The sequence below is a fragment of the Psychrobacter immobilis genome (assembly GCF_904846185.1).
Taxonomy (GTDB): Bacteria; Pseudomonadota; Gammaproteobacteria; order Pseudomonadales; family Moraxellaceae; genus Psychrobacter; species Psychrobacter immobilis_B.
The window spans coordinates 86,769-112,332 of sequence record NZ_CAJGZQ010000001.1 but is presented as its reverse complement, the minus strand read 5'-3'; the positions used below and the strand labels follow the sequence as shown (position 1 = coordinate 112,332).

At 42.3% G+C, this 25,564-nt stretch carries 24 protein-coding genes and 1 tRNA gene; 12 read left to right on the top strand and 13 right to left on the bottom strand.

Features of this window, described 5'->3' with window-relative positions; translation table 11 throughout:
* Positions 1-65: 65 nt before the first annotated feature.
* Complete coding sequence (locus JMW94_RS00495) at positions 66-956, bottom strand: inovirus-type Gp2 protein (protein WP_201599691.1); 891 nt, start codon at positions 954-956, stop codon at positions 66-68.
* Positions 957-1,368: 412 nt separating this feature from the next.
* On the opposite strand from JMW94_RS00495, the gene JMW94_RS00490 reads away from it, so the two are divergent.
* Positions 1,369-2,850: a hypothetical protein gene (locus JMW94_RS00490; protein ID WP_201599689.1), complete on the top strand. Its 1,482-nt coding sequence runs from the start codon at positions 1,369-1,371 to the stop codon at positions 2,848-2,850.
* A gap of 36 nt (positions 2,851-2,886) precedes the next feature.
* Here JMW94_RS00490 and JMW94_RS00485 read toward each other — a convergent pair whose 3' ends face one another.
* Both JMW94_RS00485 and JMW94_RS00480 read right to left on the bottom strand, forming a co-directional pair.
* Positions 2,887-4,248, bottom strand: a complete 1,362-nt coding sequence (locus tag JMW94_RS00485) for a tyrosine-type recombinase/integrase (protein ID WP_201599687.1) — start codon at positions 4,246-4,248, stop codon at positions 2,887-2,889.
* Between the two features lie 283 nt (positions 4,249-4,531).
* Positions 4,532-4,622, bottom strand: a tRNA-Ser gene (locus tag JMW94_RS00480).
* 128 nt (positions 4,623-4,750) lie between these two features.
* Here JMW94_RS00480 and JMW94_RS00475 point away from each other — a divergent pair.
* The 3 genes from JMW94_RS00475 to JMW94_RS00465 all read left to right on the top strand — a co-directional run bounded on the left by JMW94_RS00475 (position 4,751) and on the right by JMW94_RS00465 (position 6,636).
* Positions 4,751-5,644 carry a DNA/RNA non-specific endonuclease gene (locus JMW94_RS00475; protein WP_227678975.1) on the top strand — a complete coding sequence of 298 codons (894 nt, stop codon included), beginning with the start codon at positions 4,751-4,753 and terminating at the stop codon, positions 5,642-5,644.
* 87 nt (positions 5,645-5,731) lie between these two features.
* Positions 5,732-5,995, top strand: a complete 264-nt coding sequence (locus JMW94_RS00470) for a hypothetical protein (protein ID WP_201599682.1) — start codon at positions 5,732-5,734, stop codon at positions 5,993-5,995.
* 257 nt (positions 5,996-6,252) lie between these two features.
* Complete coding sequence (locus JMW94_RS00465) at positions 6,253-6,636, top strand: DUF2147 domain-containing protein (RefSeq protein WP_045445845.1); 384 nt, start codon at positions 6,253-6,255, stop codon at positions 6,634-6,636.
* 111 nt (positions 6,637-6,747) lie between these two features.
* Here the strand turns inward: JMW94_RS00465 and JMW94_RS00460 are convergent, their stop codons facing one another.
* From JMW94_RS00460 to JMW94_RS00445, 4 genes are all read right to left on the bottom strand, one after another.
* A complete protein-coding gene (locus JMW94_RS00460; protein WP_045452414.1) occupies positions 6,748-8,010 on the bottom strand; it encodes an ammonium transporter in 1,263 nt (420 codons plus the stop codon).
* 75 nt (positions 8,011-8,085) lie between these two features.
* Positions 8,086-8,424 carry a P-II family nitrogen regulator gene (locus JMW94_RS00455; RefSeq protein ID WP_010197981.1) on the bottom strand — a complete coding sequence of 113 codons (339 nt, stop codon included), beginning with the start codon at positions 8,422-8,424 and terminating at the stop codon, positions 8,086-8,088.
* Between the two features lie 455 nt (positions 8,425-8,879).
* On the bottom strand, positions 8,880-9,734 hold the full coding sequence (locus JMW94_RS00450) for a universal stress protein (RefSeq protein ID WP_193008841.1): 855 nt from the start codon (positions 9,732-9,734) through the stop codon (positions 8,880-8,882).
* Between the two features lie 174 nt (positions 9,735-9,908).
* The gene (locus JMW94_RS00445; RefSeq protein ID WP_201599681.1) at positions 9,909-11,408 is read right to left on the bottom strand and encodes a SulP family inorganic anion transporter; all 1,500 of its coding nucleotides are present in this window, start codon (positions 11,406-11,408) and stop codon (positions 9,909-9,911) included.
* A gap of 662 nt (positions 11,409-12,070) precedes the next feature.
* Between JMW94_RS00445 and murD the strand changes: the two genes are divergently transcribed.
* Positions 12,071-13,507, top strand: coding sequence for a UDP-N-acetylmuramoyl-L-alanine--D-glutamate ligase (murD, locus tag JMW94_RS00440; protein ID WP_201599680.1), 1,437 nt, complete (start codon positions 12,071-12,073; stop codon positions 13,505-13,507).
* Positions 13,508-13,896: 389 nt separating this feature from the next.
* The gene (ftsW, locus tag JMW94_RS00435; RefSeq protein WP_055125364.1) at positions 13,897-15,021 is read left to right on the top strand and encodes a putative lipid II flippase FtsW; all 1,125 of its coding nucleotides are present in this window, start codon (positions 13,897-13,899) and stop codon (positions 15,019-15,021) included.
* Between the two features lie 92 nt (positions 15,022-15,113).
* On the opposite strand, the gene gluQRS is transcribed toward ftsW, so the two are convergent.
* From gluQRS to JMW94_RS00405, 6 genes are all read right to left on the bottom strand, one after another.
* Entirely contained in the window at positions 15,114-16,055 is a 942-nt protein-coding gene (gene gluQRS / locus JMW94_RS00430) for a tRNA glutamyl-Q(34) synthetase GluQRS (protein ID WP_201599678.1), read from the bottom strand.
* Positions 16,056-16,303: 248 nt separating this feature from the next.
* Positions 16,304-16,741: an RNA polymerase-binding protein DksA gene (dksA, locus tag JMW94_RS00425; protein ID WP_193011437.1), complete on the bottom strand. Its 438-nt coding sequence runs from the start codon at positions 16,739-16,741 to the stop codon at positions 16,304-16,306.
* Positions 16,742-17,234: 493 nt separating this feature from the next.
* Positions 17,235-18,080: a metallophosphoesterase gene (locus JMW94_RS00420; RefSeq protein WP_201599676.1), complete on the bottom strand. Its 846-nt coding sequence runs from the start codon at positions 18,078-18,080 to the stop codon at positions 17,235-17,237.
* Positions 18,081-18,330: 250 nt separating this feature from the next.
* Positions 18,331-19,149 (bottom strand): metal ABC transporter permease, encoded by an 819-nt coding sequence (locus tag JMW94_RS00415; RefSeq protein WP_055125361.1) that lies wholly within the window; start codon positions 19,147-19,149, stop codon positions 18,331-18,333.
* A gap of 106 nt (positions 19,150-19,255) precedes the next feature.
* On the bottom strand, positions 19,256-20,053 hold the full coding sequence (locus JMW94_RS00410) for a metal ABC transporter ATP-binding protein (RefSeq protein WP_201599674.1): 798 nt from the start codon (positions 20,051-20,053) through the stop codon (positions 19,256-19,258).
* 80 nt (positions 20,054-20,133) lie between these two features.
* Positions 20,134-20,727, bottom strand: a complete 594-nt coding sequence (locus JMW94_RS00405; protein ID WP_201599672.1) for a Fur family transcriptional regulator — start codon at positions 20,725-20,727, stop codon at positions 20,134-20,136.
* A gap of 196 nt (positions 20,728-20,923) precedes the next feature.
* Here JMW94_RS00405 and JMW94_RS00400 point away from each other — a divergent pair, with 196 nt between their 5' ends.
* The 6 genes from JMW94_RS00400 to JMW94_RS00375 all read left to right on the top strand — a co-directional run bounded on the left by JMW94_RS00400 (position 20,924) and on the right by JMW94_RS00375 (position 25,562).
* Entirely contained in the window at positions 20,924-21,814 is an 891-nt protein-coding gene (locus JMW94_RS00400) for a metal ABC transporter solute-binding protein, Zn/Mn family (protein ID WP_227685360.1), read from the top strand.
* A gap of 291 nt (positions 21,815-22,105) precedes the next feature.
* Entirely contained in the window at positions 22,106-22,504 is a 399-nt protein-coding gene (locus tag JMW94_RS00395) for an ATP synthase subunit I (protein ID WP_201560619.1), read from the top strand.
* A gap of 684 nt (positions 22,505-23,188) precedes the next feature.
* The gene (gene atpB, locus JMW94_RS00390) at positions 23,189-24,055 is read left to right on the top strand and encodes a F0F1 ATP synthase subunit A (protein WP_055125357.1); all 867 of its coding nucleotides are present in this window, start codon (positions 23,189-23,191) and stop codon (positions 24,053-24,055) included.
* Between the two features lie 33 nt (positions 24,056-24,088).
* On the top strand, positions 24,089-24,337 hold the full coding sequence (gene atpE / locus JMW94_RS00385) for a F0F1 ATP synthase subunit C (protein ID WP_010197960.1): 249 nt from the start codon (positions 24,089-24,091) through the stop codon (positions 24,335-24,337).
* Positions 24,338-24,454: 117 nt separating this feature from the next.
* Positions 24,455-24,925, top strand: coding sequence for a F0F1 ATP synthase subunit B (locus tag JMW94_RS00380; protein WP_045452424.1), 471 nt, complete (start codon positions 24,455-24,457; stop codon positions 24,923-24,925).
* Between the two features lie 13 nt (positions 24,926-24,938).
* Positions 24,939-25,562: a F0F1 ATP synthase subunit delta gene (locus tag JMW94_RS00375; RefSeq protein ID WP_201581852.1), complete on the top strand. Its 624-nt coding sequence runs from the start codon at positions 24,939-24,941 to the stop codon at positions 25,560-25,562.
* Positions 25,563-25,564 lie beyond the last annotated feature (2 nt).

The following is a 25,564-nucleotide window of genomic DNA, read 5'->3' as shown; positions in this document are numbered from 1 at the left end:
CTATATATCTCAGATTATTTCGATATGAGATACGTTTACAGGTTCTAGCTATATTGACCATTAACCTAGTCTTTGGGCCTGCTTTGCCCAAAGGCCTTCATATTCGGTAAAGACACTTTAAGACGTTGATAGCTGCCATCAGGCTTATCAGGACGGGTTAAATACAAAGCGGCATTAACCGCATTCTCAACTTCTTGCAAGTTATTACGATGGATCATCCCAATACCAAGCTTGCCGTAGCGTGCAAAACTTTCTTTATATTCTTTAGTATTTAATATAAAGCAGTAGCCAACGCCTTCAGTAATAGCTTGCCATTTTTGTCCAACTTGATCAGCCAAATAACTGTCCTTGTAATGTTTTGCGCCATCAAAGATCAGCAGCAGATGACAATGAAAGCCACCATTTTTTCCACCATGTTCTAATGACCAAGCATGGCTAAGTAAATGCGTAAAACAAGTATCGCCATTATGAATGGCGTCTCTTAACTTTTTCATATGAAAGTCAAAATCACGGATGGTAATGTGATGACTGATCTCTGGTATGTATTTTAAATCCACTCTCACAAACAACAATCTTGAATGATCTGATATGAGGGTTCTGATATTAGGTTCTAAGTTTCTGCAGTTTTTATTACTCTGATAACGCCACGCATTGTAATCTTGCTTAATGGTCTTTTTATAATTTGGTAGTAACTTAATAAACTGCCCTGTTTTTTCATCATCCCAAAAGACGTTGTAAGGATAATCGTTACCAATAATCATATTGGTGGTTTCTATAAATGCTTGGAGTGGTTTTGAGTATCTGTCTTCAAAATTAAGGCTGATCATGAACGAGTAATAGAACTCGTTCAACTGACTTTTGATTTGTTGGAAATTGATGGTACCAAATAGTACATCTCTAACCAGTCTGTCGACGTTAGAGATAAGTTGTGAGTGGTTAACGGTTGAATAGATCATGATTGTTTTCCTATGAATATAAAGTTGAATGGGTGCTACATATATTCATAGGGTTGTGTATTTTTTTATTCCTAAGTGCGGATAGCATCCGCCTTGGTTAAGTATTACTTAATATAACTTATATTATCTTACCGTCCTTTTAGTGGTATCTGGAAAGCACCTTTATATTAACTGTGCTTGATTAAATGAAAATCGCAATACAGCAAATCCCTACATTTCAGGGAGGAGGATGAGGATGGAGTTAGCTGATCGTCATTGACGTTAATTTATAAGGATTTTATAGTTCAATCCTATATACTACATGTAGTATTCTATATTTATACCGACGTTTTAATGACGAAAAAATGATGATTTTATGATGCATGAATCAATAGGTAATAATTCAATTTTAATTATTATATAAGGATGTATAATGAAAAACGGATCTGTTAATGGTATAGAGCTATCGAAGAAAAATGAAAAATATATTGAACAAAAGGTTAAAGCTTTGAGTGTGTATAACACTTACTGGTGTTTATTAAATCTATACTCTAGGGGGCAACTACGTACAGAAGAAGTACGGAAAAATGATTCACTATGTAGGGATCTGCTATCAAATATACTAAAAAGGCGGTATTCCACTAGCCGTAAAGATATAGATGCAATATTTGAAACAAGTGCTATAAACAATATATCTTTCGCTTATGTAAAGTGGTTCTATGAAAATGAAAGAGCTGCATTGTGGTTAATTATGGTTTTAAAGGGATTAGATCTTATAAGCGATCCTATTCTTACTGAAGCTGATATTTCAGTTATTATTCATAATATTATTTTCAATAAAAACATCTTTATTAGAAAGGGCCTCGTTTACGAAGGTGATAGTGATGATGAGGAATGGATAATTACATCAAAAAAGCTATCTTTAACTCATTTAAAACAAGTTTATATTCATAATAAGGTTAGCGAGAAAAATATTAAATGGCTGACTAATCGTGATAATAGTCACAGCTCTAAAATAAACTACGTGTATAAATATATGCAAAATATATATGATATTGATAACTTATTAATGAATAAAGAACAGAGAAAGAATAGTAATAAATCGAACAAGTATTGCTCAAAAAATATTAATAAGAATGGATATAGACAGGCTTTAATTTATGGCGATAGAATTTTGTTTCCAGAAACAGATACAGATTCTCGGCTTCATCATATATTGGCCTCATTAGATTACTGGACATGTAATGATTTTATGATCGATGAATACAGGGCCGCTAATAGGGCTTTATTCATAAAAAATATGTATGATGCTTGGAATGCGCAACAAAAGCGTGATCGCGATAAAATTAAGAAGCAATATGGTATAGATCTCACCAATGACAACAAGAAAAACCTAAAGCATCTTGCTAAGGCTTGTGGTAAGACACAGAGTGAAGTGTTGAATGACTTAGTTGAATTCGCGCATAGTCAGATACGAAATCAAGAAATTAAGCTGTCCCCATCTTTCCCTAATCAATATAAGGCTTTCGATAAGATAACTCTAGAGAAGCCCTCCAGCTTGCCAAGCGAACATACTGAGAGAGAGGTCATTTCTGAAGACACTTTTCTAACTAAAGATAAGCAAGAGTTAAGTAGCGATTATGATGCAGTTCCAGTTGATCAATCGAGATACGATAATAGTTCTTTTTTCAATAACATACCTCAAGCGCAGTCTTCTAGCTTGCCAAGTGAACGTAGTGATAAAGTTATTTCTAAAGTTAATGAAGAGGCAACAACGTTTGCTACGTCCAAACAAAAAGTCAAATCGATAGAGACATTCCCACCTAAAGGAAACTATGGAAAACAACCTGGAGATTTTGAAAAGGCAGCTGAACAAAATGCTAGATTCATAGAGAATAGAGGAAAAAGTCATTAATCTTTCTGGCGAATCTCATTATTTTATTAGGCGCTCTTAACTATTCTCAATATAACCTTGCAGCTCATCTGCTGTGATACCTTGATCTAACAGTGCTTTAATGAGATCTTGCTTATCAGCATTTTGTAATGAGTCAGGACGTTTGCTTTCTAACGACTTCTCAATTTGCTGCCGTGCTATCTGAAAGTCAACAACTTCGCCTGTGTCTCTGAGCAAGTCTAAAAAGTCTGCCCAGACTTGCATGATCTTACGCCGTTCTTCTAAGTGCTGCGCGTGGTTATAAACCGCGCGAATGCTGCTCTTTTTATCATGAGCCATCTGCTTTTCAATCGCGTCGCCCATATAGCCAAGCTCGTTTAGATTGGTAGAGGCTATGTGACGAAAGCCGTGACCTGTTTGTTTGCCAGCATAACCTAAGATATCAAGCGCATTATTAATGAACTCTTCACTATATGGCTGATGCATGCCTGTATGATAAAATACGTACTCATATTGCCCCGTGATGGCTTTCATTTCCTCTAGCACTTTGAGCATTTGATCTGACAGTGGTACGACATGCTTACGCGCAATTTTAAGGTTATCAATATCAACACGCCATAAGCGATTGGCAAAATCGATATGACTCCACTTCATCATACGCAGCTCGATGGTACGACAGAATGAATAGGCTAAGAATTTCATACCTAATCGGGTTTGGTCGTGACCATGATAGCCTTCGATAGCTTGGAGTAGGGCAGGCAGCTCATTGATATCTACATGCTTCATGTGCTGACTTTTGGCTTTAGGATAGAGTGCTTTTAGATCATCGATTGGGTTTTGGTCGATGATGCGTTCGCGTTTGGCACGTCTTAAAACATTAGCAACCAGATCAATAGTGCGTCTAGTGACCTCACGTGGCGGCTCACCTTTTGTGTTCACACGCGTTTCGATCTCATCTGCCATCGATCGACAATCCTCAAAGCTTACATCTTTTATTGCAATGCCTTCGAAATGAGGCAACACGTCTTTATGCATCCGGTTATAGTCTTGCTGATAGGTACGCGGCTTAACGTTGCGCTTGCGCTCAGCGAGCCAGTCTAAGGCGTAGTCATTGAACTTTTGCGCGTGGATGTTAGCAAGCTTGTCTTGACGCTTTTTATTTTTTGGGTCGATACCATCAGCGAGCAGCGCTTTAATCTCAGTATTGGCTTGTCTAGCTTCAGCAAGCGACATGATGGGGTAAGTACCGAGTGTGAGGCGTGTCTGCTTACTATCAAAGCGATAGGCGCTTATCCATGTCTTTGTGCCAGTATTGCGTACTAATAGCTGTAAGCCTTGCTGATCACTGTATTTGTCAGGACGTGAAGGTGTGCATTTCTCACTAGGTTTAAGCTTGCGGATCTTACTATCGCTTAGCATGTTGGTCTATTCCCTATGGCTTAAAGCTATATGAATCAAGAAATACAACAAGTACGTTGGTCTAATGCTGAATCATAAAGCCTAAATGTTGGTCTTTTTGAGGTCTAATGAAATAATAGACCAACGAATAGACCAACACAAGCCGCGGGATAGGTGGGTTATGTTCGGATAGATTGGGAAAGTAGTAGGCATAAAAAAAACGCTAGAAGCGTTATTTATAAAGGGCTGCAAAGGTATATGGGAGCGTTTGGGACAAGGTGGGAAAAGTAGGATATTATAAGATTGGCGGTGAAGGAGGGATTCGAACCCTCGATACGCTATTAACGCATACACACTTTCCAGGCGTGCGGTTTCAGCCACTCACCCACTTCACCGTTTTTAGACGGCTTAGTATAGCGGATACTGTCTAGAATGTCACGACTTGCACCTTATCTTTCTTTATTTACAAACGCCTGCTACGATAGCGTATACGTAATGACAAGCATAGATGGTTGAAAGTTGAATGATAAGTTTCGGTAGGCTCAATGCCCGTTTGAAAAACAGTATTACAATGACCGTGATGGCGGTGGTCGTAAGTATAACTTCAGCGCATGCTGATGACTTTACTCAGTGTAGCGAGTCCTTTTATGGCGGTGTCTATCCTGAGTTTATCAATACCAAGCTAAGCAACAAAACCCAAGCTTTATGCATGGATGGTTTTGCCGTTATGTATTCTGGCGTATCACGTACACCGCTTTGGTCGGCAGAATATTTGGATCGCAAGCGTTTACAACAAGCAAAAGAAATCGATCGTGAAGACAGCTTTCATGAAGAAAGTAGGTTACCAAAATCCGCACGCGCCTCATTGTCCGACTATTCAGGCTCTGGCTATGATCGCGGGCATTTAGCGCCCAATGCCGATATGGCGAATCGCAGTCAACAATATGATAGCTTTAGCCTTGCCAATATCGCCCCGCAGTCACCGCGCAACAATCGCTATATCTGGCGTAATATTGAATCAGCCACTCGCTATTTGACCCAGCAATATGGAGAAGTTTATAGCATTACAGGAGTAGCCTTTACTGGCAAAACAACCAAGCAACTGGCAGATCGTGTACTGGTGCCCAGTCATTTTTTCAAAGCCGTCTATATACCAGCGATTAATCAAGCAGGGGTCTATTATGCACCCAATGATGAGTCAGAGCGCATAGAGGTTATTAGTGTTGATGAACTCTCGACTAGAATTGGTATCGATGTGCTGCCCGTCTTGGATGCCAAAACCAAAACACAGGCATTTGATCTGCCATTAAAGGCGGGTGAAAGCTCCGAGTTGCCCGATGAGCCAACAGAAGAGCCGGCTTGGATGCTGTTTGTTTGGGCGATTCTTGAGTGGGTAATCGCCCAATTGCAAGCATAATGCCTTTGTGACACGAGTCTATATATAATAAAAGGCACAAGAAATCCAAAAATTACGCAAGATACTGTTAATAAAAAGGAGAATCAAATGATTGATCCATTTGCCAATGACCACCAAAGCATGCAAATCGGTGAGCTTATCATCGAAAACCAAACAGATAAAATTATTATATATGGCGATATTGATTTGACTCTTGATGCTACTGGATATGAGCAAGCACAACAGTTACATGAACTAACAAGCAAGATTCTTCAGGCATTTGAAAATAGTCCTATTTACAATAATAGTCAGCATAAGTCAAAAGAAAAAGATGACCGGTTGGATAAAAATATCGACAATCCTTTTTTGTAACTATTTGATATAGTTCAATTTTTATAGAAATAATAAACTATAAAAAAATTACTAGGCAAAAGCTTAAAATTGCTTATAATGAGTCAAGACATCGCTTATGTCGTATAAAATTTTGATGAGCAGTTTTTTTAGTTGCGCTAACCACTCCCAAAGAGTAGAAAGTCGCATAGCTGTTAATAGGGATTTTAGCGAAGGATAAGCCTAGGAGATCAGAAACATAACGTTTCGAGTAATCATTGTATGAAGGGAATCAGTCTATGAAATTATTTACCAAAACCACTCTAGCTGTTGCAGGTATCAGTTTAGCAAGCATGGCATTCGCCGCTGATCCTTTGGCCAATACAACGTGGCAGACATTTGATGAAGGTAAGCCAAAAGGTACCGTAAAGATTACTGAGTCAAACGGTGTACTAACAGGTACGCTTATCGCTACCAACTCAGCCAAAGGCAAAAAGCACGTTGGTACGACCATTATTAAAGGCTTAAAGTCTGATGGTGGTGGCAAATATAGTGGTGGTACGATCACTGATCCTGAAAAAGGCAAAGACTATCGTATGACCGCAAACTTGAGTGGCAACACCTTAAATCTAAAAGGTTATATCGGCCCATTCTCACGCAGTCAAACGTGGAAAAAGAAATAAACCTATCGTTTATTTTTAGTATTAGACCTAATATTTATAAATAAAAATCCCGCAATACCTTTTGGTAATGCGGGATTTTTAGTACATATATTTTAATATTGGCTTCAGAGCTTATCTCACAAATTCTGGATATGCTTCCATACCACACTCTGCTATATCCGCACCTTCATACTCATCTTCTTCAGAGATACGCAGACCAATCACTAATTTGATAACCGCCCAAGTGATTAAGCTGGCGATGAATACCCAAGTAAAGATAGTAGCTGCACCAGCAATCTGACCTACGAACGATGCTGCTGGGTTGGTAATTGGTACGATAAGTAGACCGAACAGACCGACTACACCATGAACTGAGATAGCACCCACTGGATCATCTATTTTTATTTTATCCAATGCTAAGATAGATAGCACAACGATAACGCCAGCGATCAAACCAAACAGTGTTGCTTGTAATGCAGATGGGGTTGAGGGTTCTGCTGTGATAGCGACTAATCCTGCGAGTGCACCATTTAAGAGCATGGTTAAGTCAGCTTTGCCAAAGATGATGCGTGCTATTATTAAAGCACCAATTGCACCGCCTGCCGCTGCTGCATTAGTATTTAAAAACACCATAGCAACCGAGTTAGCACTGGCAATATCACCCAGTTTTAACACCGAGCCGCCATTGAAACCGAACCAACCCATCCAGAGAATAAGTGTTCCAAGCGCTGCCAATGGTAAGTTAGCACCTGGAATGGCGCGTATTTCACCATTAGGGCCATACTTGCCTTTACGTGCACCTAATAATAATACCCCTGCTAATGCAGCCGCAGCACCCGCCATATGGACGATACCAGAACCTGCAAAATCAGAAAAACCCATGTCGCCTAAATTAAACATCCCAAATACATCATTGCCACCCCACGTCCAGCTACCCTCTAATGGATAAATGACACCAGTCATCACCACAGCAAATAATAAGAACGACCACAGCTTCATGCGCTCAGCTACCGCTCCTGAAACGATCGACATACAGGTTGCAACAAACACCACTTGGAAGAAAAAATCAGACGCAGCGGAGTAAACAGAATCACCGTCAAAGCCATTTTCAGCGGAGGCTGCTAGAGCATCTGCTACCAGCGTTTCATTACCGGCGATACCGCTCAAGAATAGGTTGCCACCATACATAATGGCATAGCCGCATATCATATACATGGTACAAGCGGTGGCAAAAAGTGCGATATTTTTGGTTAAAATCTCAACGGTGTTTTTTGAGCGGACGAGTCCAGCTTCTAACATGGTGAAGCCTGCTGCCATCCACATGACGAGCGCCCCGCACATTAAAAAGTAAAACGTATCAAGTGCGTACTGGAGCTCGAAGATTTGATTTTGCATGTTAATTCCCCCTTGAATTGATGCAATACAGCTATCGGTATGATCTATAAATCTGTGTCTATATGGCCTTGCGCGTTAGATAGCGTCAGGGCCTGTCTCGCCCGTACGAATACGAATAACTTGCTCGAGTGCAGTGACAAAGATTTTGCCGTCACCAATCTTGCCCGTGCTAGCGATGCGAGTGATGGCTTCGATAGCAGGTTCGACCATCTCATCAATAACAGCCACTTCGACTTTTACTTTAGGTAAGAAGTCCACCACGTATTCTGCGCCGCGATAGAGTTCTGTGTGACCTTTTTGGCGACCGAAACCTTTGACTTCAGTAACAGTGACACCTTTAACACCGATGTCAGAAAGCGCTTCACGTACATCATCGAGCTTAAACGGTTTTAAGATCGCAGTGATTAGCTTCATAAAATATTCCTTATTTGTGTGATGCCGCAGGTTGATCGAAGCATTGTGGTGCATCGTATCGCTGCCATGCTTACTATTAGTCATTCAAGAACTGTGCCAATTTACTCAAGGGGGATAGGTAAGATTGGATTTGTTTGTTCAAAAACAGCCATAGTTATGGCAAAAAATACTGGTTATGCTGCAATGGTATAAACCACCGTTATGAGCATAGAGAATGCGAATTAACCTTTAGCGTTGAACTGACGAAAACTTTATTATAACCAACTTTTTAGGTGCTTGGGGAGACCATCTATCTATTTCCTGTGATGATTTGCTAACCTAGTTTGGCATATGAAACGAATCACTTGAGGAGAAAGTAGAGAAAATTGTGTGATACGGTAAGCGGCAGAGCTTAACATGGATATATAGGCTCTGCGCTCAAAGAGAGAGGGGTGGCTGTGTAGATCGGCTAAAGCCTATACCTTTGGGAAGAGTAGGTAGGGGGTTTTGGTGCTACCGAGCAGCTTTTTTGTGTCGCTACCTTGTAGAAGTTCACGCAGACGAGATTGGCCAAAGGCACCGGTCATCAGCATACCGATATCATTTTCATTTTGATAATAATTCAAAGCCGAAGTGACATCACGGCAGTCCAGCAATGCTTTTTTAGACTTGATGCCTGCTTGTTTGAGACGCGCATAAGCTTCACGTAGCGCATCGCAATTTTCAGAGTTTTCTTTACCGACCATCACGATATGAACGGTTAATGCGCGAACCAGTGAGGTTTTGCAGAGCCAATTGAGCAATTTATGTGAAGTAGGACTGTTGTCAAAAGCAAATAAAGCGGTCGTAGGGGGCAAAAATGGTGCATGAGTCACCAAAATGGGGCAGTGACTGACTCTAATTAACTGGCTCAATGTCGATTTGCAGGTGACATTGTGACCTATAACGATCAATTGTGCTTTGTCATCGACGTAATCGATACTTTCATTGAGGTGTTCATGGCGATGCAGGGTATAGGTTTTTAGTTTTTGTCGCTGCTGCTCGCAATAGGTGGTGGCTTGATGAAGCAAAAGCTTGCCTTGGGCTTTTAGCTCACAATTACTCAAGTGCTCCTTGGTGGTGAATTGCTCAAGCAGCATGTTTTCATCATCAATATTTAGGCAGCCTGAATAATTCACAGCCGCTTTTTGTTGCAAGCTCGGTACTGAGTGCAACAGTCCAACAGGTGCTTGTAGACGAGTCGCGGCCCACATGCTGGCTTCTAACACTGCTTGCACGTGGTCTGGGCAGTCCAAGCAGGCAATCACACTATCTGGTTTCAAATTACTCATAAGACCACCACATTATTCCAATATTAAAAAGACAGAATAAAAAGACAGCTGCTTGGCTCAAGGGTGGGGCGATAATGCTTATGCCCAACCCTTTGCACCAATGCAGCTGTTTATTCAACTGTCTATTTATGAGCGGTTAATCAATATTAGCTCAATAAATAGACGTGGCTTTGTTTAATCCAATAAGCCAATATCTCGGCGATCGTGGATAGAGAAGCGATCAATCAGTGTTCGGCTCGCATTATTGAGTCCCACCACTTTGACATCAATGCCCTCACGTTGCAAGCGCATGACCAGTTTGTCCAAGGTGTCTACGGCACTGACATCCCAAAAATGAGCTTGGCTGACATCAATTTGAATACTGTCTAAAGCTTCTTTGGTATCGAAGCTGTTTAAGAACTGAGTCGTAGAAGCAAAGAATACTTGTCCTTGCACATAATAATAACGGCTATTAGTACTCTCATCATACTCACTAAATACCGTTAAGAATTGACTAATTTTATTGGCAAACGCCAGCGCCGATAGCAGCACGCCCACGCCCACGCCATAAGCTAGGTTGTGTGTAAATACTGTGGTCAAAACAGTCGCTAGCATGACAATATTAAATGACATCGGATGCGTTTTAAATTCGCGAATAGACTGCCAGTTGAAAGTACCAATAGAGACCATAATCATCACAGCGACCAGTGCCGCCATTGGAATTTGACTGACCCATTCACTTAAGAACACTACCATAATGAGCAGTACGATACCTGCCATCAAAGTGGACAGACGCGTACGTCCGCCAGATTTGACGTTGATCATAGATTGACCAATCATGGCACAGCCTGCCATGCCACCGAAGAAACCTGATACGACGTTGGCAATCCCTTGACCGCGACACTCGCGGTTTTTATCGCTTGGCGTATCTGTCAAATCATCGACGATAGTCGCTGTCATCATCGATTCTAATAAACCAACGATGGCAAGTGCGATAGAGTAAGGCGCGATGATCAGTAAAGTATTTAGGTTCAATGGAATGTCAGGTAATAAGAACATCGGTAATGAATCAGGCAAATCGCCCATACTGCCGACATTACGAATATCAAGATTCATATACATGGCGACAGCGGTCAAACCAATGATACAGATCAGCGGTGACGGAATCACGCGACCGATTTTAGGAATCAGTGGAAACAAGTAGATAATCGCTAAGCCCGCCGCCGTCATAATATAAACTGTCATGCCAACGCGTTCAGTCATCGGGTTAAGCTCAGGCAGCTGGGCGGCAAAGATCAATATCGCGAGCGCATTGACGAAGCCAATGACTACCGAGCGAGACACAAAGCGCATCAAATTACCGAGCTTTAGGATACCCATCACAATCTGAATCCCACCGCACAATAAGGTGGCAGCTAGCAAATACTGCAAACCATGCTCGGCGACTAAGTCAACCATCACCAGTGCCATTGCCCCAGTTGCTGCCGAAATCATGCCTGGACGACCACCGACGAAACTGATCACGACCGCGATACAAAATGAGGCATACAAGCCGACTTTTGGATCAACACCTGCGATAATGGAAAAGGCAATGGCTTCAGGAATCAGCGCTAAGGCAACGACCAAACCGGATAAAACGTCGCCGCGAACATTGGAAAACCACTCGTCACGTAAGTTATCAATAAAAGATGTCATAAGTAAACTGCATAGGGTTAGAGGCAAAAAAAGTAATCATTACTCATTCATAAAATGATCGCGTCGCTATAAAAGTAGCTATTCATCTTGCTTTTACGGCAACATGTGCTGTGTCATATTGCGGTATTGAATTATTAAAGGTCAGTAATAAATAGGTCTACTGATTTACTTACTGGTATCACTAATACGCTCACCAATAATTGATACGATGATAAATTCAGTGAGACTACCTAAAAAAATAGTTAAAATAAGGTGCTTAAAGCAGGGCATTTATAAGAGCACCTACAATAACGAATAGCGTCAGCAATGATATGCTGCGGTAGAGGGTAATAAATAATCTATCAAATAAAAATAGCCGCTCGACATGACCCGTCTATAGTAGTAACTTTGCCAAACAGAAGTGACAATAGCGTGCTAACTGTGACAACATGCTAAACTAAAATGCTTGGGTAAATACCCAGTCACTTACAGATTAAGGCAACTATTATAGCATTAGCCACTTAATATAAAAACAGGCGCATAATAGCACATCGTCATAAAAAACCAGTACCGAAATCTGAACGATACCGTTATGATGCGTCTCATCTTGACGGCATCATTTTGCTTCTTTATAGACTAGGTTTGTTTGATGCCATTTTGCTCGTCCAACAGAAGGAATAAATATGACCACCAACACTGCAACAGATGCCTTACTTCACAAAGGCAGTGGTCTACAAGTCGTGGTCGGTTTGGGACAATCTGGATTATCAGTTGCGCGCTATTTGGCCAATCAAGGCTATCAGGTTGCCGTCACTGATGCTCAGGTGACACCTAGCTTAGCAGATCAACTACCCGCTGAGATTAGCATACGTCAATTTGGTGCGATTGACGCAGAGCTATTGCAGCAAGCGGCACGTATTATTATAAGCCCCGGTATCTCTCTTGCTACCGAAGCCGTCGCCGCTGCCCGCCAAGCGAATATTCCCGTGGTTAGTGACATTCAGCTATTTTGTGAGGCTTGTACCGTACCGATAGTGGCGATTACTGGCTCTAATGCTAAGAGCACCGTCACCACCTTATTGGGGCAAATGGCAGCGGATGCTGGTGTCAATGTCGGTGTCGGCGGTAATATTGGTGTGCCAGCGCTGACCTTGCTTGATAATCCTGATATGGAGCTGGCAGTGCTTGAGCTGTCGAGCTTTCAGTTAGAGACAGTGACCAATTTGGGTGCGCAAGTGGCGACAGTTCTGAATATGTCACCTGATCATCTAGATCGCCACGGCGATATGCTGGGCTACCATCAAGCCAAGCATCGTATCTTTCAGGGTGCTAAGTCCGTGGTTATCAATCGCGAAGACGCATTGACGCGTCCGCTAGTGGCTGATAATTTGCCCAGAGTGAGTACCGGTATACATGCTCCTGATAAAGGTCAATATGGTCTTGTTACTACTCCTGAAGGCCAGATTTATCTTGCCCACGGTACAGAAAAACTACTGTCGGCAGATAAACTGTTGATTAAAGGTCGTCATAATCTGCTCAATGCGCAGGCAGCCTTAGCGTTAGGCGAACTTGCTGGTTTGCCATTGGGCAGTATGTTGAATACCTTACAGCAGTTTACTGGACTTGAGCATCGTTGCCAGTATGTGGCAAATGCTGCAGACATTGATTATTTCAATGATTCAAAAGGCACCAACATCGGCTCAACGATGGCAGCTATCGAAGGACTGGGCGCAGTCTATGCGCCAAAGGACGGTAAATTACTATTGATTTTGGGTGGACAGGGTAAGGGTCAACAGTTTGGTGAATTGACGCCGTTTATCAATCAGTATGTTAGCCAAGTACTGTTTATTGGTGAAGATGCGCCGCTGATTGAACAGCATCTGCGAGCAGCTAAGATAAGCGCCGATGTGGCGTTACATCAATGCCAAACTTTAGAAAATGCCTTTACAACCATTCAACAAGTCACGACAAGCAGCCTATCGCAAGTGCAAGCGGTGCTATTATCACCTGCTTGTGCCAGCTTTGATCAATATAGTGGCTACGCAGCTCGCGGTGAGCATTTTAGTCAGTTGGTTGGTCAGTTAGCAACTGAGTCGTCAGATATGATGGCGGCCGATTAAAAGGTTTGGTGATTTAAGCATTTACATGATAAGTGCTTAGCGAATATCAGCATTTGACAAAGAACTCATGTATTTAATAAAGAATAAGGGCAATGCAATAGGATTGCCCTGAATTGACTTTTACGACGCACGCGCATTTTCTGCATAAATGATTGTTTTGCTTATAGATTGCTGCTACTGTCAATCATAGCCAGTCAGCAACATGAATGGTCAGCTTATTTGCTTAGTAATCTGTCTGGTACTGTCTATTTTCTATTTTTTAAACGGTGGCGTTTAATAGACGCCGTGTTTTTTCGTTCGTTAGTGTATATAAAATTATGGCGCTCTCTTCTATTTTTCGTTCCTCGTCCCAACCGAAGCAAGCATCTGGCTCAGATGGTATTCTTTCTATGCCGTCAGCACGCGCCATTCTCCTATCGAGTGTTGGCTGTATGTTGGTGCTCAGTTTATTGATGGTGGCTTCTGCTTCTATTCCTTTTGCCCTCAGTCGCGGCATGACAGAGCTGCACTTTTTCAAAAACCAGCTACTGTATATGATGATCGGTTTGACGGTCGCTACGGTTTCTTATTACAGCGTGTCTTTGCGAACACTATATAAGACTGAAACCCAATTTATCTTATTGGGTATCACTGGCATGCTGCTAGTGGCAACCCTATTTAGTACCCCTATTAACGGCTCCAAGCGTTGGCTGAACCTAGGGGTATTTAATTTTCAGGTGGCAGAGTTGGCCAAGTTGGTGATGATTGTCTTTGTCTCTGATTTTGTGGTGCGTCGCTCTTTTGAAGTTCGTAACGGCTTAGACGGTTTTTTGCGGATTATGTTAGTGGTGGCACTCATCACCATGCTGCTATTGTCACAGCCAGATTTTGGTTCTTTTGTCGTTATTTTAGGTACCATCTTTGCGATTTTTTATATTGCTGGTGCGCCTTACAAGCACTTTTTAGCACTGGGCGCGGCTGCCATTGGTGGTGCGGTCTTGATGGTGACGACAGCGCAGTACCGATTGGTACGTGTGATGTCATTTATGGATCCGTTTGATGATGTGCAAGACACGGATTATCAGTTGGCACGCAGTTTGATTGCCTTTGGTCGTGGACAGTTTACAGGCGTTGGTTATGGTGAGAGCGTACAGAAACTGTCGCATTTACCTGAGGCACATACTGATTTTCTACTAGCCATTACAGGGGAAGAGTTAGGCTTTGTTGGGGTTACCATGGTATTGGTGCTCGAAGCGCTGATTATCGGTAGCGCGATGCGTATCAGTTATAACGCGCTCAAACGTCGGCAGATGCGTATGAGTTATACTGCCTTTGGTATCGGTGTGGTGTTCATAGCGCAGACAATTATCAATGCGGCGATGAATATGGGCGCGATTCCAACCAAAGGATTGACCATGCCATTCTTCAGTTATGGCGGCTCATCAATGTTGATTAGTTTGGTGATGGTTGCGTTATTGCTAAAAATTTATAAAGAAAGCCCCGAAATCGAAAAAAGCCAATGCCGTTATTATTGATAGGTTGAGCATTAGTTATAGGCTCGATGCATCATGACTGGCATTATCCAAAAAAGCGTCGCTAAATAGTGGCGCTTTTTGCTAGCTGACTTTTATCCACTGTGCATATTTAACTGTTGCTTGCCTTGTAGCGGCGTACTGTCCCATTGAGCAATGGCTTGCTTTAACATACGAGTAGGTATGTCTCTATCAACGGCTGGTTGCTGTAATAGTTGTAAAGCATCGGCGATAAGTTTACTTGGATCCCGTGTATCAATGGGTTGTGCTAGGTTTTGCTTGGAGAGTTTTTGTCCATCAGCATGACATATCAGTGGCAAGTGATACCAATGATCGATGGCAGGTAAGCGTGCGGCATCCATGATGCTGATTTGCGCTGTCGTCATGGGTAGGATATCTAGACCGCGCATAATATGTGTCACTTGTTGCAGTCCATCATCAAGGCTGGCAGCCAAAATATAATTGATCATACCATCTTGGCGACGTACCACCATATCACCCAATGTCTGCTGAGGATTATCCCACTGCAATCCTTGAATACCGTCGTTAAAACCAATCTTATAATTCGGTAGCTGTATGCGTAGCTTATGTTGCTCTCTATCAAGGTCAGCGCTGACGCAGCAGCGTGGATAGCGCTTCCTGTTTGGTTGCAATGGGTTAGCATCATAAGCTGGGCTCAGCTCTTCTTGCGCCCAGTATTGCTCCAAATCTTTACGCGAGCACTGACAACCATAAGTGAGCGGATGCAGGGCTGAGTGTAGATAATCATTATAAATATCAATACGCTCAGATTGATAAATGATATCACCGTCCCAGTACAATCCAAGCGCTTCCAAATCAATCAAAATTTGCTCAGTAAATTGCTGATCACAGCGTTCGGTATCAGTGTCTTCAATACGCAGTAGCCATTTGCCACCAATGGATTTTATATGGCAAAAGCTGGCAAGCGCAGTCGTCAATGAGCCAAGATGCAGTTCACCAGTCGGTGAGGGAGCAAAACGACCAATCGGCTGTGCTGGTATGATTGGAGTGGGCATAGGAATAAGGTTAGTTTTCAAGGTAGGAAATTGTCAGTAGAAAAGGTAGAAGATAGAATAATAAATATATTCGTAAAAAGATATTTGTGAAATGAGTCTGTTTTGTTAGTCAAATTAATATAAGCAAGCTTAAAAGTCTGTATCAGACATGATGCATTGACTAAAAACCAGCCATTTAAAACGCAGCAAGCGACCATAATATGATCGCTTGTGCTTATATTCTAATATTTAGATGAGTCGTCTCTCATTTAAGCGCCTTGATTTTGACGCTCTTTAATCTCAGACAGTGTTTTACAGTCGATACACTGGGTGGCCGTTGGGCGTGCTTCGAGACGACGCAGACCAATCTCTACCCCGCAAGTCTCACAAAATCCATAATCATCGTTTTCGATTTCTGCCATAGACTTATCAATTTTGCGAATGAGTTTACGTTCGCGGTCACGCGTACGCAATGCGAGGGCAAACTCTTCTTCTTGGGTGGCGCGATCATTGATATCCGGCATAGCACTGGACTCATCTTGGATATAAGTCTTAGTGCGATCCGCTTCGCCAATCAGTTGGCTCTTCCAATCCAATAATATAGCCTTAAAGTGCTCTAACTGCGCATCAGACATGTACTCTTCGTCTTTGGCAGGCACATAAGGAGTAAACTTAGCTTCACTTGGATTCGTGGTCAGGGTGCTCATATGGGTATCCTACTTTTTTCAAATTAATTCAATAAAACGACGTATCAAAAGACAAGACGCTATCAATGTCATAAACGCTATAATTTGTCCCTTTATAAAACGTTTTACCACTTGGTAACACAAGTAACACAGCGGATCTAATAGTACAGTTATCTTGATATGCTCAAAGCAATCTATCAATGGTCAGGTATATGGTTATGCATATTTTTATTTAAATAGTGTTGTCTTAATAATGCGAAAAATCACTGACTGTGAAGACTTAGCTGTGATCGATTTAGCCATCCTAGCTATTATAATTCTACCTAATACCAGATACTAGGCAGTCCTCATTTCGTTTTATACGTTGTATCATTGTTTCTGACAATAATGAAGTCATTTTTCATCATCATGTCGCTTTTACCATGCCAGTCATTGTATTCTGAACTCAGAAATATCAGTCAATAGCTTGGGGTATAAGGGCTTACATCAGTATGGGTGCCAATAAATCTGGGCGTCAAGTATCCAGTCTTTCTACCCAGCTTGCAACCTTTCCATTGTTGGCTAATTGCAACCAACGGTAACCAGGCGGGACGCTTTTATCATAGGAAAAATCATTCTCATAAGGCTTGAACTGGTAGCAAGTAGATGGCGTACTATAGACCGTGACTCCTTGACGATGGCGAACCTGCTCTTGGTGCGTATGACCACTGATAATGACCTTGAGATGGTCAAATCCTAACAGATGCTGCCAAAAGGCCTCACTATTCTCTGCCATATGCGTGTCAATCCAGTCAGAGTCTACGGGAATGACATGATGATGTAGAGCAATCAGCGCAGGCTTATCACAAGCATCGAGTCTCTCGCATAACCAGTCAATATCGGTAGGCGTTATCTCGCCCGCGACTTTACCCGTGATGGATGAGTCTAATAACAACAGCTGCCAACGATCAGTCTCAATGACATGCCGGCTTAGCAAGCGCGGGTCAGCAGGTTGAGCAATCAGTTCGCGCTCAAAGAATGGCAAGTCACTACCTATCTCATCCGTCACATCATGATTGCCTGCGATACAAGCAAAAGGAATATTGGTGGCTTGCAATACCTCAAAAATATGATCGTAAATAGCGGGTTTTACTTCATTGACTAAGTCGCCAGTCACGATAATCAAATCGCAGCGAATGTCGCTACTCAATGCTTGCTGTAGTACTGTTTCAAAGCATTGCTGACAGACAGTGGCTTCGCTATTGTTAGTATCGCCATCAACACTAGAAGAAACGGGCGTTGATAAATGCAAATCTGTGATTTGTAGTATGTTTACCTGTTCATCTGGTGTGCTAATTTTATTAACAGGGTAGCTTAGCATTGGGTCAGTCCCTCATCGTATCGAAACAAGTGATGCTGTTAAAACGAATGATAGATAAATAGATGTCATGCATCGAGTAGACTAATGAATTTTGGTCTGACCAATATGTTTTTTGGCTTGACGCCGCTAGTATGTCGATGGTATTAGGGCAAGTTTATAACATAAAGTCAATGAAAGCTCTATCATATTGATGAAATAAAGTTGGATAAGAGGATAAAAAACCAGCGGCTTTATGTGAACCATAATGTGTCTAACGGCGCGCTGACCAAATTTTTGCAGTGCTGAGCTTTGAGAAAATCAGCGCGATAAAAAATAAAATGGCTAATATTAATACGATAGCAAGTCCTGTCTGAATATCTAGCCAGATGCTTCCCCAAACGCCTAGCGTCACGCCAAGCTGTGCGATCAGTAGCGATATAACGACCATTTGTTTTGGCGATGATGACCACAAACGTGCCGTTAATGCTGGTAATACCAATAAACCGCTGATTAGTAAACTACCAACCGCTTGCAGGGCAATCGCACAAAATCCCGCCAATACGCCCATGAAGAACAGCCGCTGGCGTGTCGGATTAACACCTTGAATACGCGCCAGTGCTTCATGAGTGGCAAGCTTAATTTGTGCAGGCCATATATACATAAGTAGACCGAGCCCTACCAGCACGCTACCAGCAAGTAAGGGCAAGTCTGCCCAATCAAGCTCTAGCAAATTACCAAACAAAAACCCCAGTACGTTTGCTTGTTGGTCAGTCAACTGGGTCAAAGCCAATAAACCTAAGCATAACAATGACACCGCCACCACCGCCAAAACCGCATCGACAGGCAGGCGCTCATCATCGATTAATACCAGCCCTAGCACCACCATGACGCTGACCAAGGCAATGCCAATACCCATAGGTAATTGCCACCATACTGCTAAAGCCACGCCAAGCAAGGTACCATGTGCTAAAGCATCAGCAAAAAAAGCCATGCGTCGCCACAAGACTAAGCAACCTAAAGGCGCTGATAGTAACGCTAAAATACTGCCAGCGATCCAAGCGGGGGCAATGATGGCTAACCAAGCAGTCATAATGAATATCCGTAAAAGTTTTTATAAAGCTCAACGCTCGATATGTGTTTGATGTATCAAGCTTCAATATATTTTATATTTGTGAATGTTCAACGCGCCTTAATGATTATAGTTCGCTTGGGGCGTGATGCTCACAGGCATGCGGTTGATGTACATAAGGCTGCTCATAATGATGCCCAAATAGCTTTTGAAACTCACTACTAATGGCAAGCTCGCTTGGTTGTCCCTCACAGCAAATATGCTTATTAAGACAAATCACGCGTCGACTGCCTTTCATGACCCAATGCAGATCATGCGATACCACCAGCATGGCACAACGCAAAAACTCCGGCAGCTCATCAATAAACTGATAGAGCCAAACCTCAGTATCAGGGTCCAGTCCTTGCATCGGCTCATCTAAAATCAATAAGTTGGGTTTGTCTAACAGTGCTCGCGCGAGCAAGACCCTTTGTGTCTCACCACCCGACAGGTGCAGCATTTGTCGCGATAGTAAGTGTGTCAATGACAAGTTATCAAAGATAAATTGACGCTGCTCAGACGTTAAGCGCCTTTTATCCGCTTGTGCCAATAAATCGCAGACTCGTAATGGCAATATCGGCGGTACAGCAAAGCGCTGCGGCACATAGCCAAGCTGTAACTTTTGATGAGAGTTAATGTGCCCTTTAGTTGGCTCAATCAATCCCAAAATAAGTTTGACCAACGTTGACTTACCAGCGCCATTGGGTCCAATAAGACTGACTGTTTCATTAACCGCAATGTCGATATCAATATGTGAGAGTAAGCGTTGATGCCCTATATCGTAGCTGATATCGCTTAGGCTCAGCAGTTTACTCGCAGTGTTAATGGTATTGCCATCAACAGCGGAAAAGTTCGGTTGATTAGACGGTGAGGTAGACAGGCTCATAGTATGGCAACCAATAAGTGAATGAGTAATACAAATAAAAAACGGAGGACAATGACTTAGGCTTCAGTGGTTAGGGTGTGTTACTGGCACGCTTGGCAACGACCACTTAGCTCAATCACACTGCGTTCCACAATAAAGCCAACGTCTTGCTCAGCAAAACTCATCATTTCCTGTACGGGCACACTGCTACATTCTTGTACACGCTGACATTGACCACAGATTAAAAATGCTGCGGTATGCTGGGCGCGTGGGTGACAGCAGGGCACATAAGCATTGATAGAGGTCAATTGATGTATCAAGCCTTCACTCAATAAAAACTCCAGACTGCGATAGACAGTGGGTGGCGCGACATTTTTTGGCGCTTGTTTTTTAGAGCTAATTTCTTTAGATGCCGCTTTCGTTGGGTGCTGTTGCGAGCTAAGCGCTTCGCTGCTGTCATCATTGTTATTAGGCTCTGATAAGCGCATTTGCTGCAATTGCGTGATCAAATCATATGCACCGATAGGTTTATTGGCTGCCAATACCAATTGATATATTTGCTGGCGCAATGGGGTAAATCGCGCACCATTCAGGCGACATTGTTCTTTTGCTGCCATTAGGCGCTCGGTCACGTCATGCGGCGTAAAGTCCTGCACATCATGTAAATGTTCGCAGACTGATAAACTGGTGGACATGGTGCAAGCTCCTACAAAATAAAATGGCACTGTTATTATAGTAATTTATAATGTTATAGTATAACATACTAAAAATAAGAGCAGATAAGTGATCTTGGCTTATTTATTGATACCTTGATGATCACTCAGATACAACGGCGATAACGTCTAAATGTTTCCACTCATATTTTATCTTTCATACATTAAAGAATCTATTATGAACTCAGTTTTCAAATATTTTTTAAGCTCAACCATTATACTACAGCGATGGCTCATTACGGGCATAGTTGCATTAGGCGTCTTTACTGTGAGTGCACAAGCGGCAACAGTCAGCGTGAGTAACTACCCACTGTTTTTATTGAGTCAAGCAGTGACTGAAGGTTCACCGCCTGCCAAGCAGTTATTGCAAGCAGGGGAGGTAGGTCATCATGGCAGTATCAGCCCAGGCGATATTAAAGCCATTCAGGACAGTAAATTTGTCGTGTGGTTTGGTGAGCCATTAGAAAATAACTTGGCGGCAAGCCTTAATACCGCACCCAATGCGATTGCCTTATTTGAATTTGATGCCTTTAATCGTCATCCGCTACGTGACATCCAAGGCAAGCCTATTTCTGGCACCTTGGATCCACATATATGGTTAGATCCTGAAAATGCCAAAGCCATGACTCGTGCCCTTGCCGTGATTCATAGCCATGCTAATCCGCAATATAAAGCACTTTATCACGCCAATGCGCAAAAATTTGCTCAGCGAATGGATAGGGGAGTGGCATCTTTCGTAAAACAAGCTAAAGGCAAGCAGCAAACCCAGCCTTATTGGGCCTATCATGATGCTTATCAATACATCGAATCCAGCACAAACCTAAAGCTTGTTGGCAGTTTAAGCACTGACCACCATTTAGCACCTCGAGCAAGCCAAATACGCTGGCTAAATGAGAAGCGTCCAGCCAAGCAAATGTGTCTGGTTAGCCCAAGTCAACCAGCCAAAGGTCTACTGGCTAAGTTACAGCCTGTAAAAACCACTGTGCAACCTGAAGATATGAGCAATAGTAAAGACTTTGTGAGTGGTTGGCAGACGATGGCACAGCAAATCTATCAATGTATATCGTAGGATAACTGATTAACCATAGTGGCTTGCAACGCTGTAGCAGCCATTATGTAGTCATACTTTGGGTGTTATCCATTGGTCAGTAACTATGATGTCTATGAGTGATTCGGCTAGGTCACTGATAAAAGGTATATTTTTCTTGCTTAACGGTGGTATGCCCCTTATAATAAGTGGCGTTTTATTTTGGTTAAAAGGTAACACCTGTAGAGTGAGCCGTTCACGGATAAAAGTGTCGCGACGATGTTATATTGCCACCTTATCCCAATGCTGTAAGGCTATAGGATTACATTACCGATGACCAAGCCTGCCAAACGCACACAAAAAGATAAAATTGGCATCTATATCAAACGCCAAGCGTGGATATTATTTATCCTTATTATTATTGCTTGGGCTTTAGATATCAGTTGGCTACATAGTGAGCTTACTGTCGCAAAAAGCGCCGCTATTGGTGCGCTACTCAGTTTTGCTACCCAAGCTGTATTTGCTTTTTTTATCTTTTGGTACACTGGATATCGCGCGCGCCAACATATTGTTAGCCAGCTATATCGAGGTCAAATGGCCAAATGGCTATTGACTGTGTTTGGTTTCGCACTAATTTTTATTACCGTACAACCCCTATCTGCGCCTGCGCTGTTTATCGGTTTTATGGTAATGCAAATTAGTCACAGTTGGATGTTGTGGCATATACGCTAGCATTAATAGACGATGACTATATCAATAGTTGAGTGCTTAATAGTGCTAGGCAAGTCACCCTGCCGTCCAGCTTCTCTATGACTGATTTCATAAGAAAGTCAAAACATACAAAACTGTCTAAAGACAGCGCCAATGATCATAAAGACTGTGATATGAGCGTTTAAATGAGTATAGCGTGTGATGATGGAGTCGATAGCCAATTATTAGCTATCAGTATTGCCTCTAATTAAATTCTTACAATTTAATTAATCACGCAAAGCTATGTTAGTAAACGTTAATAGTAGCTAACTTATTCATACAGTGCATAAAAAAGTCATAATTGACTTTACACGAATACAACGCTGCATTAATATAGGCAGCTAAATATTTTGCTTATGAACGCTGTATTAAGCGTCGATCGTGGAAACGCGGCAGTAAGTAAACACAGATATAATAATTTCGCGTACATATACAAGGGCTATTACTGAATCATCATAAGCCCTTTTTTGATAGCTAAAATTTATCTTAAGTTATCAAATTGCGCACTAGTAATAGAACTATGGGTTGGATGTTATTGATTACATGAGCGCTTTAGCATGGTTCATCGGCTTGCTAGCAGGTCAAATAGGATCGTTGATACCTCATCAGATGACAACCATATTTTTGGTAGTTGATTAAATCGTTGATTAATAAGAAGCTGACATTATGGCAGGCGAGCAAACAACAACAGACTATATCTCTCACCACTTAACGAACTGGACGTACGGCTATCTGCCGGGCGAAGGTTGGAAAGTTGCCTATACTGCTGAAGAAGCTAGTGCAATGGGCTTTAAAGCCATCCACCTTGATTCTATGCTTTGGTCAATTGGTCTAGGCATTGTTTTCTGCGCCATCTTCTGGATGGTCGCTAGAAAAGTCACTTCAGGCGTGCCGGGTAAAACTCAGGCCGCGGTTGAGATGATCGTTGAGTTCGTTGATAACAACGTTCGTGATTCGTATAGTGGTACCTCAAAGCTGATTGCGCCTTTGGCGTTGACTATCTTTGTATGGATATTCTTAATGAACTTGATGGATTTACTACCCGTCGATTTTATTCCTATGATTGCTGGCCAAATCGGCGCAATGATGGGACATGATCCACATCATGTGTTCTTTAAGATCGTTCCAACGACGGATCCTAATATTACGCTTGGCATGTCTTTTTCTGTCTTTATATTGATTCTGTTCTATAGTATCAAGGAAAAAGGTTTGGGCGGCTTTGTAGGCGAGCTAACACTGCATCCGTTTAGTGCCAAAAACCCTATCGTACAAATTATTTTAATACCCATCAACTTTATCTTAGAGTTTGTTACTTTGATAGCAAAACCTATCTCTTTAGGTCTGCGTCTATTCGGTAACATGTATGCTGGTGAGTTGATTTTCATACTGATTGCTCTAATGCCGTTTTGGATTCAATGGGCGTTATCAGTACCGTGGGCTATTTTCCACATCTTAATTATTACACTTCAAGCGTTCGTATTTATGATGCTGACGATAGTTTATATGTCACTTGCATCATCAACTGAACATTAATTAGACATTCAATAGGTAAATGAGGATACATCCATGGATCCAGTATTAGGTGGTTACACAGTTATCGCAGTAGCACTACTTATCGGTTTAGGTGCGCTAGGTACAGGCATTGGTTTTGCTATTCTAGGTGGTAAATTTCTAGAAGGCGTTGCGCGTCAGCCAGAACTTGGTTCACAGCTGCAAACTCGTATGTTCATCGTAGCAGGTCTTCTTGATGCTATTCCGATGATCGGTGTTGGTATTGCTATGCTATTGTTGTTCGCTAACCCTCTAGCAGGTTAATCAGAAAGCTCAGTTGTAAATGTTTGGTAGTCAAAGTTTGTATGTTAACCATAGCCAAAGTTTGGCTATCAAATATGATCAATGAAACTGATTTTTCATTAACAAAGAGGTGATCACGTGAATATCAATTCTACCCTCATCGGTCAAGCCATTGCTTTTGCAATCTTTGTGATGTTCTGCATGAAATTCGTGTGGCCACCACTTATTGGTGCCATCAATGAGCGTCAGCGTAAAATTGCTGAAGGCCTGAATGCCGCAGAAAAAGCAAAAGCAGATCTGGCGACCGCTGAGCAAGACGTCCAGCAGGAGCTTGATCTTGCAAAGACCAAAGCTGCTGCTTTAATCGAGCAAGCGAACAAGAGTGCCAACCAGCTTGTCGAAGATGCAAAAATGCAGGCCCAAGTGGAAGGCGAGCGCATTCGCCAACAAGCGCAAGCGTCTATCGACCAAGAAATCAATCAAGCGCGTGAATCATTACGTGCCCAAGTTGCTGAACTGGCTGTACTTGGTGCAGAAAAGATTTTGCAAGACAAAGTCGATGTGCAAAAACATGCCAGTATGTTAGACCAACTGGCGGCAAAGCTGTAACTGTGAGGATATAATGGCTGACTTATCAACCTTAGCACGACCCTACGCTAAAGCCGCGTTTGACTATGCCAACGAAAACGGGGCTGTAAACGAGTGGGAAAATTTCTTGTTTGTCGCCAGTGCAATTGTCAATGACAAAGCGTTCCGTACATGGCTAGAAAATCCAGCCGTTACGGCTGAGCATAAGTCAGCTGCTTTGGTTGATCTTTATGACTCACAAGTGGCTGGTGATAGCGACTCTGCTTTTAAACAGCTACTAGGCGAGAGCAAAGGCTCTCGTTATGGTAATAGTATTAGCTATCCTAAAGTGTCACCAGCGCTCAATAATTTTATTAAGCAGTTGGCGCAGCAAGAGCGTCTGGCGCTGCTTCCTGAAGTCTATGAGCATTATCGCCGCCACAAGGCAATAAGCTTAAAGCAGCTTGATGCTTACGTGACCTCTGCCTATCCATTGACTGAGGCTCAGCGTGAAATGCTTCAAACGCGCCTTGCTGCATCGTTAAATGCTAGTGTGGTGATTCATGAGTCGGTCGATCCAAGTCTATTGGCAGGCGCTACCATCAAAGTCGGTGACAAAATCATTGATGATTCGATGCGCGGCAAGTTACAACAGTTAAAAACACAGCTAACGGCCTAATG